A 15,058-nucleotide genomic window follows, 5' to 3' on the forward strand; every position below is an offset into this window, starting at 1 on the left:
GGCGTGCGAATATGGGCGGCGTGACCGCCAGCCTCCCGCCCATTCTGCTCGTCCTCGGCGACGAAGAGCTGCTCGCCACGCGGGCGGTGTCCGAAGCCATCGCCCGGGCCCGCAGTGTGGACCCCGACGTGGACGTCCGGGAGTACCAGGCCGGCTCGCTGACCGTCGGCGAGATCGCCGAGATGCTCAGCCCGTCCCTGTTCGGCGGCCGGCGGGTGCTGATCCTCCGGTCCGGTCAGGACGCCCGCAAGGACCTGGTCACCGCCCTGCTGGCGTACGCGAAGAACCCCGACCCGGAGGTCCAGCTCGTCGTGCTGCACCTTGGCGGCGCCAAGGGCAAGGCGTTCGCCGACGGGCTCAAGGCGGCCGGCGCCACGGTCGTGCCGGCGGCCAAGCTCAAGGGCCACCGGGACCGGGTGGCCTTCGTCCGCGACGAGATCCGCCGAGCCGGCGGCAAGTGCACCGAGGACGCCGCCGAGGCGCTCATCGCGGCGGTCGGCAACGACCTGCGCGAGTTGGCCGCCGCCTGCTCCCAGCTGATGGCCGACACCGACGGCCGGATCGGCGCCGACACCGTGGCGCGCTACTACCGGGGCCGGGTCGAGGTGACCGGCTTCACCGTGGCCGACGCCGCGATGGTGGGCGACCTGCCGGGGGCGCTGGAGGCGTTGCGCTGGGCGCTGCACGTGGGGGTCGACCCGGTGCCGATCGCCGACGCGATCGCCGACGGCGTGCGTACCGTGGCCCGGGTCGCGGCGGCCGGGCGGGGTGACCCGTACCAGTTGGCGAGCACCCTCGGCATGCCGGCCTGGAAGATCCGCGGCGCCCAGCAGCGGGCCCGCGGTTGGACGCCCGAGGGGCTGGTGCAGGCCATGCAGGCCGCCGCCGAGTGCAACGCCGCCGTCAAGGGTGGCGCGGACGACCGGGCGTATGCCCTGGAGCGGGCGGTCTTCTCGGTCGCGGCCGCCCGGCAGGGTGGCGCCCGGTGAGCGGAGCGAGCCACGGCTCGTGGGCGACGATCCCGGCCGACGAGGAGCGGTATCGGCCGCTCTACGCCCGGATCCTCGGCCTGCGCTTCGTCAATCCCGGCGGAGTGCTCTGCTTCCTCTTCTTCGAGGGCGTTGTCGCGCTCGCCGCGCTGCTCGCCCTCGCCGAGCTGGTGACCTGGTGGGCGGTGCTGGTCCTGCCGGCCGCGGTGGCGGTGATGGTGAAGCTCAACGACATGGTGGCCGCGCTGGTCGTCCGGTCCGCGGCGGCGGTGCCCGAGCAGGAGCGGGAGCGGTTCCGGCGGCAGATGGAGCCGGTCGTCGGCCGGGCCCAGGTGGAGTGGATCACGCACAGCGTGCCGGGCGTGGTCATCACGTCCGAGCCGCTGCACACCCCGCCCGCCGAGCCCGCCCGAAACGGGTCGGGCAGCCCGGACCGGTCGACCGGCGTCGCCCCGGCGACGGGGGCGGGCGGGTCGGATCCGCCGGACGGTCCCGGCCCGGCGCACCGGCCGTCGAGCCCACCCGAGAGCGGCCCCGGCTCGTCCACCGGCCGCCCGACTCCGCTGACCTGAACGCCGGTGGCCGCGGCCGGCACCTGCCGGGGTCTGGGTGCGTCCGTGGTCGCGGGGGCGGGTGCAGGCGCACGTCATCGCCGGTGCGGACCGGTGCCGGAAACGGACAGCCGGAAGCCCCGGGCGATGCCCGGGGCTTCCGGTCAGGTCTGGGTCCGCCGGATCAGGCGGAGAGCGACACCACGCGCTTGGCGATCGCGGACTTGCGGTTCGCGGCCTGGTTGGTGTGGATCACGCCCTTGCTGGCGGCCTTGTCCAGCTTGCGAGCAGCGTCGCGCATGAGGACGGTGGCCTTCTCCACGTCGCCGGCCTCGGCGGCCTCGTGGAACTTGCGGATGGCGGTCTTCAGCGACGACTTGACCGACTTGTTACGCAGCCGGCGCTTCTCGTTCTGCCGGTTGCGCTTGATCTGGGACTTGATGTTCGCCACGCGACAGCCTCGTCTTGATAGCTCGGGTTGGTCTGCTTGTGCGCGCGACGAGCATGCGTCATCGCTGCGCGAAGAGCCAGGTTACCAGGTCGCCCGGGACGAGCCAAAACGGCCGGGTCCGCGGTGCCCGGAACGGGGGGCCGGGCGGCGAGCGACCGACCCATCATGCCCACGCCATCGCCGTGCCGGACGGGCGAATGCCAGCCCGTGGCGGACGGGCCGAACGTCAGCCCGTGGCGGACGGGCGTGGGCGGTCGGGTCACGTCCAGCCCTGGCGGTGGGCGAGCCAGTCGAGCGCCTGCTCTCCGCTCCACCGCTGGTGGGCCCGCAGGTGGGCCGAGGCGGTCGGCGGGGCCGCGGCCGCGGAGGTGAGGAAGTAGCCGGCCAGCGCGGCCAGGGTGACGTCCAGCACGTCCGGCGGAGCGCCGGCGGCGGCCGGGTGACCGGCGAAGAGGGCGTCCGCGTCCAGCCCGCTGGCGTACCCGGTGATCAGCAGGGTGACCAGGTCGAACCAGGCCGGCCCGTGGCAGAGCCAGGTCCAGTCGCAGAACCAGGCCCGGCCGGCGGGGTCGACGAGCACGTTGTCCAGCCGCACATCGCCGTGGATCAACCCGGGCGCGCCGGCGGCGTAGCCGGGCAGGCGGGACTCCAGGGTCACCAGCTCGGGCAGCCGGTCCCGGACCGGGCCGGGCAGCGACGGCGATGGCTCGCGGCCGGCGGCCACCTCGCCCCACCAGAGGATGTCCTCCCGGGCCAGGTCGGCGAGTTGGGGCAGCCCGAGGGCGACCAGCTCGGCCGGCGGGTCGGCCAGCGCGGCGGCGAGCTGGGCGTACCCGGCCAGGGTGGCGGCCAGCTCGGCCGGTCGCCAGGGCAGCCCGGGCGTACGGCCGTCGATCGCCTCCTGGCCGACCGCGAACCAGCCGTCCGCGCGCACCGTCCAGCGCGGGCGGGGCGCCGGCAGGCCGGCGGGCAGCCGGTCGAGGATCGCCGCCTCCCGGGCGTACCAGTCGACCAGGTGCGGTTGCCCGGCGGCGGGCGCGGCCTTGACGAACGCCCGGCCGCCGTCGGCGGTGCGGAGCACCCCGGCGAAGCCGCTGGTGAAGCCGGCGCCGGCGACCCGGACCGCGACCACCGGGGCACCGAGCCGGTCGGCCAGCGCCGCCCGCAGCCCGGCCGGCAGGTCGGCCCACTCCGGCCGCCGGGCCGTCGCGTCGTACGGCACCGGGGGCAGCGACGGCGGGGGCACGCCTCCATGCTGCCGGTTGTCGTACCGCCCCGCGATACTGCGCCGGTGATCGCCACCGACGACTTCTGGGCGCTGATCGAGGCGTCCGCCGCCGCCACCGACGGCCCCGACGCCCGGCTGGCCTGGCTCACCGACCGGCTGGCCGAGCGACCCACCGACGACGTGGTCGACTTCGCGCTCCGGCTCGACGAGGCCCGGGCCCGGGTCGACACCTGGTCGCTGTGGGGTGCCGCGCTGCGCGTCTGCGGCGGGCTCTGCTCCGACGACGGCTTCCACTACTTCCAGGCCTGGCTGGTGGGGCTGGGCCGGGAGACGTTCGAGCGGGTGGCGGCCGATCCGGACGCGCTCGCCGACGTGCCGCAGGTCCGCCGGCTGGCCGGCCGGTCGAACCGGGACTGGGCCGAGGACGAGTGGCCCGACTGGGAGGCGCTCGACTACGTCGCCGAGCGGGCGTACGAGCGGATCACCGGTGACGAGGACGGCCTGGAGCGGGCGTTGGCGGCACACGGGCGGGACGTGAGCATGTCGCCCGACCCGCAGGACGAGGAATGGGCGCTGGAGGATCGGGCGGAGTTCGCCCGGCGCTTTCCCCGGCTCGCCGAGCTCTTTCCGCTGCCCGACCGGCAGCCGTGGTCGGTCTGGGAGACTGCCAGGCCATGAGGACCGACGACTTCTGGCAGTTGATCGACCGGGCCCGGGCCGGCGGCGGCGGCGAGCCGGGCGCGGTGGCCGCGCGGGCGGTGGCGCTGCTCGCCGAGCGCGAGCCGGCCGACATCGTCGGCTACGCCCGGCACCAGCAGCGGGTGCTCGCCGCGTCCTACCGGGTGGACCTCTGGGGTGCGGCCTACCTGATCAACGGGGGCGCCTCGGACGACGGCTTCGAGTACTTCCGGGGCTGGCTGATGACCCAGGGCCGGGAGGTCTTCGCCCGGGCGGTGGCCGAGCCGGATTCGCTGGCCGAGCTGCCGCAGGTGCGGGCCGCCTCGCTCAGCGGCGAGGAGTTCGAGTGCGAGGAGATGCTCTCGGTGCCCTGGGACGCGTACCGCAAGGCGACCGCGACCGACCTGCCGGCCGACCGCGACCCGGTCCCGGTGCCGGACCTCAACGACTTCTGGGACTTCGACGACGAGGAGGAGGCCCGCCGCCGGCTGCCGAAGCTCGCCGCGCTCTTCGTCGAGCCGCCCGCGGAGTGAGGCGGGTACGCCGACGCCTCCCGCTCGTCGGCTGACGGCACGGGGTCGGAGCCGGGGATCGCCCGCGCAGCGGGAGCGCGTCGGCGACGTGGGAGCATAGAGGGGGCCGGCGTCGCGCCGGCCTGCTCAACGTCAGCCGACCAGAACGGACAGCTGTGCCTCCGACGCTCGATTCCGGCGCGAACGCTCCTGGTGCCACCGACCCGGCGCGCATCAGGAACTTCTGCATCATCGCCCACATCGACCACGGGAAGTCGACCCTGGCCGACCGGATGTTGCAGCTCACCGGCGTGGTCGACCCCCGGCAGATGCGTGCCCAGTACCTCGACCGGATGGACATCGAGCGCGAGCGCGGCATCACCATCAAGAGCCAGGCCGTCCGGATGCCGTGGACCATCCGGGACGGCGAGCGGGCCGGCGAGCAGGCTGTGCTCAACATGATCGACACCCCGGGCCACGTCGACTTCACCTACGAGGTGTCCCGCTCGCTGGCCGCCTGCGAGGGCGCCATCCTGCTGGTCGACGCCGCGCAGGGCATCGAGGCGCAGACGCTGGCCAACCTCTACCTGGCGCTCGAGAACGACCTGCACATCATCCCGGTGCTCAACAAGATCGACCTGCCGGCCGCCCAGCCGGAGAAGTACGCCGAGGAGCTGGCCCACCTGATCGGTGGCGACCCGGCCGACTGCATCAAGGTCTCCGGCAAGACCGGCGAGGGCGTGCCGCACCTGCTCGACGAGATCGTCCGGCAGTTCCAGCCGCCGGTCGGCGACGCCGACGCCCCGGCCCGCGCGATGATCTTCGACTCGGTGTACGACGTGTACCGGGGCGTGGTCACCTACGTCCGGGTGATCGACGGGCACATCAACGCCCGGGACCGGATCAAGATGATGTCCACCGGCGCGGCGCACGAGCTGCTGGAGATCGGGGTCATCTCACCAGAGATGCAGAAGGCCGACGCGCTCGGCGTCGGCGAGGTGGGCTACCTGATCACCGGGGTGAAGGACGTCCGCCAGTCCCGGGTCGGTGACACCGTCACCATCAACTCCCGGCCGGCCACCGAGGCGCTCGGCGGCTACAAGGACCCGAAGCCGATGGTCTACTCCGGCCTCTACCCGATCGACGGCTCCGACTACCCCAACCTGCGGGACGCGCTCGACAAGCTCAAGCTGAACGACGCCGCGCTCACCTACGAGCCGGAGACCTCCGGGGCGCTCGGCTTCGGCTTCCGCTGCGGCTTCCTCGGCCTGCTGCACCTGGAGATCATCCGGGAGCGGCTGGAGCGCGAGTTCAACCTCGACCTGATCTCCACCGCGCCGAACGTGGTCTACCGGGCCGTCCAGGAGGACGGCGAGGAGGTCGTGGTCACCAACCCGAGCGAGTACCCGACCGGCAAGATCGCCGAGGTGTACGAGCCCACGGTGCGGGCCACCGTGCTCACCCCGAACGACTACGTCGGCGCCGTGATGGAGCTCTGCCAGGGCCGCCGGGGCAGCCTGCTCGGCATGGACTACCTCTCCGCCGACCGGGTGGAGCTGCGCTACACGCTGCCGCTGGCCGAGATCATCTTCGACTTCTTCGACCAGCTGAAGAGCCGCACCAAGGGGTACGCCTCGCTGGACTACGAGCCCTCCGGCGAGCAGTCCTCCGACCTGGTGAAGGTGGACATCCTGCTGCACGGCGAGCCGGTCGACGCGTTCAGCGCGATCGTGCACAAGGACAAGGCGTACAACTACGGCACCTCGATCGCGGCGAAGCTGCGCAACCTGATCCCACGCCAGCAGTTCGAGGTGCCGATCCAGGCGGCGATCGGCAGCCGGGTCATCGCCCGGGAGACCATCCGGGCGATCCGCAAGGACGTGCTCGCCAAGTGCTACGGCGGTGACATCAGCCGTAAGCGCAAGCTGCTGGAGAAGCAGAAGGAGGGCAAGAAGCGGATGAAGATGGTGGGCCGGGTGGAGGTCCCCCAGGAGGCCTTCATCGCCGCGCTCTCCTCCGACTCCGGGGACGGCAAGGCTCCCGGCAAGAAGTGAGGCCGCCGCCGGTCCGACCGGCGGCAGACGTACGACGGCCGGCGCCCCGGTCGGGCCCGGACCCCACGGTCCGGCGCCATCCGGGGCGCCGGCCGTCGTCGTGTCGGCGGGTCGCCGCCGCCGTGGGTGCCTCAGCGGGCGGCCGACGAGGGCCCTTGCCGGTCCGGCGACGGCCGGCGAAGGAATTTTCCGGTGCCCGGCATCGGCCGCGATCACCGTCCGGAGGGTCGCCTCGACCTGCGCAAACGCCATCCGGCGCGGAATCGGCGCCGGCCCGGGCATCGACCGTGGACGAGATCGCCGGCGGCCGGACCGGTTTGGCTTTCCGGCCGGTCGGGAACTTAGCGGTCACGACAGGAAGCACACACCGTGTGACAGACATTCTGCTGAAGGAGGGCGACCGTGGAGCTCACCGTTTGGGGCATCATCACCGCGCTCGTTGTCGGTCTCATCGTCGGCGCTCTGGGCCGCCTGGCCGTGCCGGGCCGCCAGAACATGCCGATGTGGCTGCACATGCTGATCGGCGTGGGCGCCGCGCTGCTCGGCACGGTGCTCGCCCGGGCCATGGGCATCGCCACCGAGACCGCCGGCATCGACTGGGGCGAGCTGCTCGTCCAGGTCGTACTGGCCGCCATCGCCGTGGCCCTGGTGGCCGGGGTGGGCCGACGCCGCAGCGTCACCCACCGGTAACCCCGCACAGCCTGAACGCGACGGGCGCCCGACCACCACGGTCGGGCGCCCGTCCGCGTCCCCGCCGCCCGTCCGGACCGCGCGCCATCAACCCGGACGTCCGGCACCATCGACCCGGACGTCCGGCTGGCCATCGACCGGACATCCGCGGCAGCGCGGGCACGCATGAGGCGGGCATGCACCCCCACAGGTCGTGATACCGGAGAGTCATCAAGATGACTCTCCGGTATCACGCTGTTGGAGCAAGGCGGACGCCCGTCGGGACACGCCCACCCGACGTGGCAGCCCATTCCTGACCGGTGGCGCGAGGTGCCCCCGCAGCGCGGCGCCGGGCCTGGCGCAGACCGACGCCGAGCGCGGACGACCAGCCGGCGCGTCGGCGCCGTCGGCCGCCACCGGTTCGGTGGTACGTCCCGTTCTGGTGCTGCTCGCGGCGGCCTGCCCCCGAAAGTCGGTTTGGGTTTCCGAGGCATCGGGCAATCAGGGGGCGCACACGAACACCACCCATCGTCACAGACATTCATTGAAGGAGGGCGACCGTGGAGCTGACCGTCTGGGGCATCATCACTGCGCTCATCGTTGGTCTGATCGTCGGCGCTCTGGGCCGGCTGGTCGTGCCGGGCCGGCAGAACATGCCGATCTGGCTGCACATGCTGATCGGCGTCGGCGCCGCACTGCTCGGTACGGTGATCGCCCGCGCCTCGGGCTTCGCCAACACCGCCGGGATCGACTGGCGTGAGCTGCTGCTGCAGGTCCTGCTGGCCGCGGTCGCCGTGGCCCTGGTGGCCGGGGCGGGCCGTCGCCGGGGCGTCACCCACCGGTAAATCCGCACAACCTGAACACCACGGGCGCCCGACCGGCAGGTCGGGCGCCCGTTCGTCTGCGTACGACCTGATTCGCCCCGTTGCCCGGCTGTCCCTCGGGGCAGGGCTGCGATACGGTCGCCTCGCTTCCGCCGGAGCGCCCACTGTCGTAAAGGATTTTTTCCTACTAAGGTGCGGCGGAGAAGGTTAATGCCAGACGGCGCGAGGGAGATATGGCGTGAACAGGTGGAAGCGGCTGGCTCCGGTCACCGCCGTCGTGGCCTCGGCCGCGATGGTGCTGTCCGGCTGCGGCGGCTCGGACGACGACGCGGCGGCCGACAACAGCAAGCTGACGGTCTGGATGATGGGCGAGGGCAGCGAGGCGCAGACCAAGTTCCTCGACGGCGTCGAGACCGAGTTCCGGCAGAAGCACCCGGACACCGACGTGGTGGTCCAGTACATCCCCTGGCTGGAAGCGCCGAAGAAGTTCCAGGCGGCGCTCGCCGGCGGTGAGGGCCCGGACGTCACCGAGCTGGGCAACACCGAGACCCAGGGCTGGGCCGCGCAGGAGGCGCTGGCCGACCTGACGGGCAAGTTCGGCGGCTGGGCCGAGGGCAAGGACATCCTCCCCGACCTGGTGCAGAACGCGCAGCTCGACGGCAAGCAGTACGGCGTGCCGTGGTACGCGGGCGTGCGCGGCATCTACTACCGCACCGACTGGTTCGCCGAGGCCGGCGTGCAGGTGCCGAAGACCTGGGACGACCTGGTCGCCGCGGCCAAGGCCGTGCAGGCGAAGAAGCCGGGCACCTACGGCATCGCCCTGCCCGGCAACTCCGAGCTGCCGTTCTACTCGTTCCTGTGGGGCGCCGGCGCGGAGATCGCCACCAAGCAGGGTGACTCCTGGAAGTCCGGCTACAACACGCCGGAGGCGCAGAAGGCGGTCAAGTTCTGGACCGACCTGGTGACCGTGCACAAGGTCGCCCCGCCGGCCGCCGCCGGCTGGAACGAGATCGACGCGCGGACCCAGTTCGCCACCGGCAAGGCCGCCATGGCGTTCGGCGGCAGCTGGCAGCAGGGCGCCATCAAGAAGGACAACCCGGAGATCGAGAAGGTCTGGGGCACGTTCCCGATTCCCGGCCCCGACGGCCAGCCCGCGCCCGCCTTCGCCGGTGGCTCGGACATCGCCGTCTGGCAGGACAGCGAGCGGCAGGATCTGGCCTGGGACTACCTGACCGTGCTGCTGAGCAAGAAGAACGACGCGGCGTTCGCCGAGAGCCTGGGCTTCTTCCCGGTCTACAAGGACCTGGTCGGTGGGGACAAGTACGCCAGCGACAAGATCATGGCGCCGTTCGCCACCGCCATGCAGAACACCAAGCTCACGCCGCTCACCCCGAAGTGGGTGGAGGTCAGCCGGACCAAGACGGTGACCCAGGCGATGAACAGCTCGGTCATCAAGGGTCAGAAGACGGTCGAGAAGGCCACCGCCGACGCGGCCGCGGAGATGGAAAGCATCCTCAACGCCAAGTGACCACGCTGACCGAGGCGCCGGAGACGTCCGCCGCGCGGGAGACCCCCGCGCGGCGGCGTCGCCGGCTGGACCGCCTCCCGTACCTGCTGCTCCTGCCCTGCCTGGTGATCATCGCCGTGCTGCTGCTCTGGCCGCTCGGCCAGGTCATCGCGATGTCCTTCTTCCGGCTCAACAACGTCCGCCAGCTGCGCGGCGACCGGGAGTGGCCGTGGGTGGGCTTCGAGAACTACGCCGAGATCCTCGGCGATCCGTTCTTCCTCACCGTGCTGCGCAACACGGTGCTCTTCGCGGTGGCCAATGTGGTGCTGACGATGATCCTCGGCACCCTGGTCGGGCTGCTGCTCAACCGGCTGGGCCGGAAGATGGCCGCCTTCGTGGCCAGCTGCGTGATGCTGGCCTGGGCCACCCCGGCACTGACCGGCACCATCGTCTGGAAGTGGATCTTCGACGACACCAGCGGCCTGGTCACCTGGCTCTTCAACGCCCTGCCCGACGGCCTCTCCAGCAGCCTGTTCGGCCGCAGCGACTGGACCGGCTACGGCTGGTTCAACTCGCCCCTGCTGTTCTTCTCGATCCTGACCCTGGTGGTGGTCTGGCACTCGTTCCCGTTCATCGCGGTGAGCGTGCTGGCCGGGCTGAAGAGCGTACCGAGTGAGCTGCACGAGGCGGCCCGGGTGGACGGGGCCGGCCCGTGGAAGGTGTTCTGGCGGATCACCTTCCCGCTGCTGCGGCCGGTCTTCGGGATCCTGATCGTGCTCTCGACGATCTGGGACTTCAAGGTCTTCACCCAGCAGTTCGTGCTCGCCGGCGGCACCCAGGACCGGCCGACGTTCATGCTCGCCATCTACTCGTACGCCGAGGCGTTCTCGCCGCCGCCGAAGTACGGCCTGGGCGCGGCGATCGCGGTGATCCTCACCCTGATCCTGCTCGTGGTGACCGGCTTCTACGTCCGCATGGTGCTCAAGCAGGAGGAGGACGCGTGACGCGACGCGCGGGCAGCGTAGGCGTGAAGCGGATCGCCCTCAACGGCGCGGGTCTGCTGGTGGCGCTCTTCGCGGCCTTCCCGGTCTACTGGATGATCGCCACCTCGCTGAAGCCGAGTTCGGAGATCTTCGCCAGCACGCCCCGGCCGGTGCCGAGCGAACCGACCCTGGCGCACTACCGGGAGATCCTCACCGGCAACCTGATCCCCGGCGTGACCTTCGCCGACTTCTTCCTCAACAGCGCGCTGGTCGCGGTCTCCACCGTGCTGCTCAGCGGCCTGGTCGCGCTGCTCGCCGCCACCGCGGTGGCCCGGTTCCGGTTCAAGCTGCGGACCAGCTTCCTGATCATGCTGCTGGTGGTGCAGATGATCCCGCTGGAGGCGCTGGTCATCCCGCTGTTCCTGATGATCCAGCGGCTCGGGCTCTACAACACCCTGCCCAGCCTGATCCTCACCTACCTCGGCTTCTCGCTGCCGTTCGCGGTCTGGATGCTGCGCGGGTTCGTCGCCGCGGTGCCCAAGGAACTGGAGGAGGCGGCCGCGATCGACGGGGCCAGCCGGGCCCAGATCTTCCGCCGGATCCTCTTCCCGCTGGTGGCGCCCGGCCTGGTGGCGACCAGCATCTTCTCCTTCATCACCGCCTGGAACGAGCTGATCTTCGCGTTGACCTTCATCAACGACCAGGACCGCTACACCCTGCCGGTGGCGATGACCTTCTTCTTCGGCCGCGACGACACCGCCTGGGGTCCGGTGATGGCCGCCTCCACGCTGTTCACCCTGCCCGTGATCATCTTCTTCCTGCTGGTGCAGCGCCGGATGGTCTCCGGCCTGGTCGCCGGTGCGGTGAAGGGCTGAGCGCCGGGGCCTGACTAGGCTGATCACCATGACGGGCAGGCTGGCGGCGGTGAACCTCGGGATCGTCACCGAGGCGGAGTGGGCGGGCGATCCGAGCGGCCGCAGCGGCATCGACAAGCGGCCGGTGGACGGCCCGGTGCAGATCCGTACCGAGGGCGTGGCCGGCGACTTCATCGGCGAGCGGGCCCACCACGGCGGGCCGGACCAGGCCGTCTACGCCTACGCCGAGGAGGACGCCGCCTGGTGGGCCGGCGAACTGGGCCGGGCGATCCGCCCGGGCGGCTTCGGCGAGAACCTGACCACCGCCGCTGTCGACGTGACCGGGGCGGTGATCGGCGAGCAGTGGGCGATCGGGTCGGTGCTGCTCCAGGTGACCAAACCGCGCACCCCGTGCACCACCTTCGCCGGCTTCTGGGGCGTACCCGATCTGATCAAGCGGTTCACCGTGCGCGCGCTGCCCGGGGCGTACCTGCGGGTGCTGCGGGACGGCGAGGTCGGCGCGGGCGACCCGGTCGAGGTGGTCGAGCGTCCGGCGCACGGGGTGACCATCGGCGAGGTGTTCCGGGCGCTGAACCTGGAGCCGGAGCTGCTGCCCCGGCTGCTGGACGCCCCGGACCTGCCCGAGTCGATCCGGGAGAAGGCGCGCCGCCGGCTCGCCGGCCGCGCGCCCCGCTGACCGGCCTCACGTCGGTGTGAAGGAAGTCCGGAAAAGCGGAACGGGCCCCGTCCCGCGAGGGGAGGGGCCCGTCCGGCGTCGGGTCAGCGCAGCCAGGGGATGCTGCGGTCGAGCAGACCGCGCTCCTTGAGCTCCTTGCGCAGCGGGATCTCGTCGTCGATGTAGCCGTCCCAGTTGATGCCCCAGTAGTTCGCGGTGTGCGTGCCCTCACCGCAGAGCTGGCGCTGCACCGGGGTGCGGTTGGCCCACCACTCGCCGTCCTTGTCGATGTGCAGCTCGTCCAGCGGACGGATCCACCGGTAGGTGTAGCCGACGAAGAGCATCTTGCGGGTGATGGTCGACAGGTTGGTCGACCGGGAGTGCCACTGGCGGCGGTCGAAGATGAACGCGTCACCCGGGTTGGCGGTGATCTCCACCGTGCCCTCCGGGTCCGGGTTGTGCACAGTGGTATCCGCCGGGCGGGGCAGCGAGTTCCACAGGTGGCTGCCCGGGATGACCTTGGTGGCGCCGCGCCCGGTCTCCGACAGGTCGGAGAGCACGTAGGCGACCTTCAGCGAGAACATCGGCCGGGGGAGGTTCGGGTCCATCGTCTCCGGGTCGGAGTTCTGCCGGTACCCGTCCTGGTGCCAGCCCCAGTACGGCTTCTCCGGCTCCAGCGCCGGCGGGGTCACGTCCAGGTGGTTGTGGTGGCTGTAGATGTTCCACCCGGCCAGCCCCCACATGTACGGGAAGGCGATCGGGTGGGTGAGCAGGTCGCCGAAGAGCTCGTCCCGGTTCAGGAAGCCCAGCAGGTGCAGGGTGCCGTCCTTGGTGGTGTTGCCCTTGGCCTTCTCCTCGGCGTAGACGCGGTCGACCGCCGCCTCCAGCGCCGCCCGGTGGTCCTCCGTCAGGACGTTCCGCAGCAGCAGGAAGCCCTGCTCGTGGAACTCCTTACGGTCAGTGTCGCTGATCGGCTCGTAACCGGTCCGGTCGCCGTAGTCGAACGCCACGTCGTACCCCTCCCCATGAGGCGAAACCATTGCTGGCACAGGCCGCCGATCGTAACGCGCTGCAAGGGCGGGCGGGAATGCCCGACCCGCCGCGGAGGCGGCGGTCGGACCATGGGCAGTGGTACGAATGCGTTGGGTATACCTCGAACGGCCACGGCGGGGCTATCGCCGGAAATGCCGGTTTGTGCGGTGACTGCGGGTAAGGAGATCGGGGTCCGTCACCCGTCGGCGAAGACCTCCGCCACCACCCGGGAATCCTCCGCGGAGCCGTCGGTCACCCGGTTCCAGGTGCCACCCCGGGCGGTCCACTCCAGGTCGCCGAAGCGCACCCGCTTCAATCCGTGGTCGCTGGCGTGGGAGACCAGCCAGTGCGCGTACCGCCAGCCGCCGCGCTGGTCCGCGGCGGGCACGCTGAGGCCGGTCAGGTCGGTGGCGGCGACCGACGCGGCCAGCCCCCAGTCGAGGGCCAGCCCGCGGGTCAACGCTGCCGTCGCGGCGGTGCCGCGCAGCACCGGATCCCGGCCCACCGTGCAGGCGACCGCGCCGGTGGCGTGCCCGAGCAGCGCCCGGGTGAGCACCTGGGACTCGTCCGCCCACTTCTGGTACGCCTCCGGGAAGGCCGACCGCTGCACCTTCTGCGCCGCGTCGGTGACCCGCATCCGCTCCCAGCCGCGCACCTTCTTCAGGGCCGCGTAGAACCGGTTGGCCGCGTACCGGGGGTCGCGGATCTGCGCCGGAGTGCCCCAGCCCTGGCTCGGCCGCTGCTGGAACAGCCCGATCGAGTCGCGGTCGCCGCCGTCGAGGTTGCGCAGGCCGGACTCCTGGTACGCGGTGGCCAGCGCCACCACCACCGCCCGCTCCGGCATCTTCCGCTGGATCCCGATCGCCGCGATCGTCGCCGCGTTGGCCATCTGGTCGCCGTCCAGCGCCACCTCGCCGTCGGCCTGCACGGTGCAGGTGCGGCTGGCCAGCGGCAGCCGCAGCCCCTCGCCGAACTGGCGGACGACGTACAGGACCCCGATCACGGCGACGAGCACGAGGACGACTCCACCCGCCACGACTGCCCGAGTTCGCACCCACACCCCCTGTTCGACAGCCCGACAAGCGTACGTCCCCGGACGGCCCGTCCGGGTCGTCCGACCGGATCGGGCCTGGCCCCGGGGTTGCGTGCACCGGCCGCTGAGTGACCGGAAGGTTCCCGTTCCGGCAGGTTCCTCACCTGGACACCCGGCCCGCCCGCCCGGGCGGCGTCAGCCCGAGACCTCCGCCGCCTCGTCCAGCTCGGCCACCCAGCGCGGCGGGCGCTTCTCCCGGAACGCCAGCACGCCCTCCCGACCGTCGTCGGAGAGGAAGAAGCCGGTGGAGAGTTCGGCCAGGTCGGCGATCTCGGTGCGCAGGTCGGTGGCGGGCGGCCGGCGCAGCAGCCGCTTCGCCCCGGCGAGCGCGGCCGGCGCGCCACGGACCAGCGAGTCGCAGTACCGGGTCACCGCCGCGTCCAGCCCGTCGGCCGGCACCGCGGCGGTGACCAGGCCGATCTCGGCGGCCCGGCGGCCGTCGAAGGTGTCCCCGGTCAGGTACAGCTCCGCCGCCGCCCGCGGGTGCAGCCGGGGCAGCACGGTCGCCGAGATCACCGCCGGGATCACCCCGATCCGCACCTCGGTGAAGGCGAAGGTGGCCTCCTCGGCGCAGACGGCCAGGTCGGCCGCCGCGATCAGGCCGAGGCCGCCCGCCCGGGCCGGCCCGGCGACCCGGGCCAGCACCGGCTTCGGGCACTCCCAGACGGCGGTCAGCACGTCGCCGAGCATGCCCGCGGGCACCGTTCCGCTGGCGTACGCGGCGGCGGTCTCCTTCAGGTCGGCGCCGGAGCAGAAGACCGGGCCGGTGTGGTCGAGCACGATCACCCGGACCGTGTCGTCGGCGACCGCGGCGGCCAGGCCGGCGAGCAGCTCGGTCATCAGCGGGGTGGAGAGCGCGTTGCGGTTGTGCGGGCTGTCCAGGGTGAGGGTGGTCACCCCGCGGGCCGTGGCGACCCGCACCAGCGCGTCGGGAGAGGTCATGCGGGCACACTAGTG

The 15,058-nt window shown here is 72.0% G+C and carries 16 protein-coding genes; 11 read left to right on the plus strand and 5 right to left on the minus strand.

All coding sequences use genetic code 11. The features are described 5' to 3' along the window. Positions 1-11 precede the first annotated feature (11 nt). Complete coding sequence (gene holA / locus DLJ47_RS10125; RefSeq protein ID WP_109899792.1) at positions 12-989, plus strand: DNA polymerase III subunit delta; 978 nt, start codon at positions 12-14, stop codon at positions 987-989. Next, a complete protein-coding gene (locus tag DLJ47_RS10130) occupies positions 986-1,561 on the plus strand; it encodes a hypothetical protein (protein ID WP_233257756.1) in 576 nt (191 codons plus the stop codon). Before holA ends, DLJ47_RS10130 begins: the two co-directional genes overlap by 4 nt. A 163-nt stretch (positions 1,562-1,724) precedes the next feature. Here DLJ47_RS10130 and rpsT read toward each other — a convergent pair whose 3' ends face one another. Together rpsT and DLJ47_RS10140 are read right to left on the minus strand one after the other, a co-directional pair. Beyond that, entirely contained in the window at positions 1,725-1,991 is a 267-nt protein-coding gene (rpsT, locus tag DLJ47_RS10135; protein WP_088992408.1) for a 30S ribosomal protein S20, read from the minus strand. A gap of 259 nt (positions 1,992-2,250) precedes the next feature. Then, positions 2,251-3,237, minus strand: coding sequence for a phosphotransferase family protein (locus DLJ47_RS10140; protein WP_109899793.1), 987 nt, complete (start codon positions 3,235-3,237; stop codon positions 2,251-2,253). Between the two features lie 45 nt (positions 3,238-3,282). On the opposite strand from DLJ47_RS10140, the gene DLJ47_RS10145 reads away from it, so the two are divergent. From DLJ47_RS10145 to DLJ47_RS10185, 9 genes are all read left to right on the plus strand, one after another. Next, positions 3,283-3,897: a DUF4240 domain-containing protein gene (locus DLJ47_RS10145; protein ID WP_158289804.1), complete on the plus strand. Its 615-nt coding sequence runs from the start codon at positions 3,283-3,285 to the stop codon at positions 3,895-3,897. Next, entirely contained in the window at positions 3,894-4,430 is a 537-nt protein-coding gene (locus DLJ47_RS10150) for a DUF4240 domain-containing protein (RefSeq protein ID WP_088992411.1), read from the plus strand. Before DLJ47_RS10145 ends, DLJ47_RS10150 begins: the two co-directional genes overlap by 4 nt. A 155-nt stretch (positions 4,431-4,585) precedes the next feature. Continuing rightward, a complete protein-coding gene (gene lepA / locus DLJ47_RS10155) occupies positions 4,586-6,463 on the plus strand; it encodes a translation elongation factor 4 (protein ID WP_109899795.1) in 1,878 nt (625 codons plus the stop codon). 402 nt (positions 6,464-6,865) lie between these two features. Continuing rightward, on the plus strand, positions 6,866-7,153 hold the full coding sequence (locus tag DLJ47_RS10160) for a GlsB/YeaQ/YmgE family stress response membrane protein (protein WP_088992413.1): 288 nt from the start codon (positions 6,866-6,868) through the stop codon (positions 7,151-7,153). A 539-nt stretch (positions 7,154-7,692) separates the two neighbouring features. Continuing rightward, positions 7,693-7,977 carry a GlsB/YeaQ/YmgE family stress response membrane protein gene (locus DLJ47_RS10165; RefSeq protein WP_109899796.1) on the plus strand — a complete coding sequence of 95 codons (285 nt, stop codon included), beginning with the start codon at positions 7,693-7,695 and terminating at the stop codon, positions 7,975-7,977. Between the two features lie 217 nt (positions 7,978-8,194). Beyond that, on the plus strand, positions 8,195-9,484 hold the full coding sequence (locus DLJ47_RS10170) for a sugar ABC transporter substrate-binding protein (protein WP_109899797.1): 1,290 nt from the start codon (positions 8,195-8,197) through the stop codon (positions 9,482-9,484). Continuing rightward, positions 9,481-10,467, plus strand: coding sequence for a carbohydrate ABC transporter permease (locus tag DLJ47_RS10175; RefSeq protein ID WP_109899798.1), 987 nt, complete (start codon positions 9,481-9,483; stop codon positions 10,465-10,467). The genes DLJ47_RS10170 and DLJ47_RS10175 overlap by 4 nt, the downstream gene beginning before the upstream one ends. 23 nt (positions 10,468-10,490) lie before the next feature. After that, positions 10,491-11,321, plus strand: a complete 831-nt coding sequence (locus tag DLJ47_RS10180; RefSeq protein WP_088992417.1) for a carbohydrate ABC transporter permease — start codon at positions 10,491-10,493, stop codon at positions 11,319-11,321. 28 nt (positions 11,322-11,349) lie between these two features. After that, entirely contained in the window at positions 11,350-11,997 is a 648-nt protein-coding gene (locus DLJ47_RS10185; protein ID WP_109899799.1) for an MOSC domain-containing protein, read from the plus strand. A gap of 83 nt (positions 11,998-12,080) precedes the next feature. Here DLJ47_RS10185 and DLJ47_RS10190 read toward each other — a convergent pair whose 3' ends face one another. From DLJ47_RS10190 to DLJ47_RS10200, 3 genes are all read right to left on the minus strand, one after another. After that, complete coding sequence (locus tag DLJ47_RS10190; protein WP_233257757.1) at positions 12,081-12,986, minus strand: phytanoyl-CoA dioxygenase family protein; 906 nt, start codon at positions 12,984-12,986, stop codon at positions 12,081-12,083. Between the two features lie 218 nt (positions 12,987-13,204). Continuing rightward, a complete protein-coding gene (locus DLJ47_RS10195; RefSeq protein ID WP_109899801.1) occupies positions 13,205-14,068 on the minus strand; it encodes a hypothetical protein in 864 nt (287 codons plus the stop codon). Positions 14,069-14,236: 168 nt separating this feature from the next. Further along, a complete protein-coding gene (locus DLJ47_RS10200; RefSeq protein ID WP_109899802.1) occupies positions 14,237-15,043 on the minus strand; it encodes an enoyl-CoA hydratase family protein in 807 nt (268 codons plus the stop codon). Positions 15,044-15,058 lie beyond the last annotated feature (15 nt).

Source organism: Micromonospora sp. S4605 (assembly GCF_003176715.1).
Lineage (GTDB): Bacteria > Actinomycetota > Actinomycetes > Mycobacteriales > Micromonosporaceae > Micromonospora > Micromonospora echinaurantiaca.

Bases quoted from the DNA above. Each gene is read 5' to 3' on its own strand.
- holA (WP_109899792.1), top strand. From the start codon at position 12: ATGGGCGGCGTGACCGCCAGCCTCCCGCCCATTCTGCTCGTCCTCGGC.
- DLJ47_RS10150 (WP_088992411.1), top strand. From the start codon at position 3,894: ATGAGGACCGACGACTTCTGGCAGTTGATCGACCGGGCCCGGGCCGGC.
- DLJ47_RS10185 (WP_109899799.1), top strand. From the start codon at position 11,350: ATGACGGGCAGGCTGGCGGCGGTGAACCTCGGGATCGTCACCGAGGCG.
- DLJ47_RS10200 (WP_109899802.1), bottom strand. From the start codon at position 15,043: ATGACCTCTCCCGACGCGCTGGTGCGGGTCGCCACGGCCCGCGGGGTG.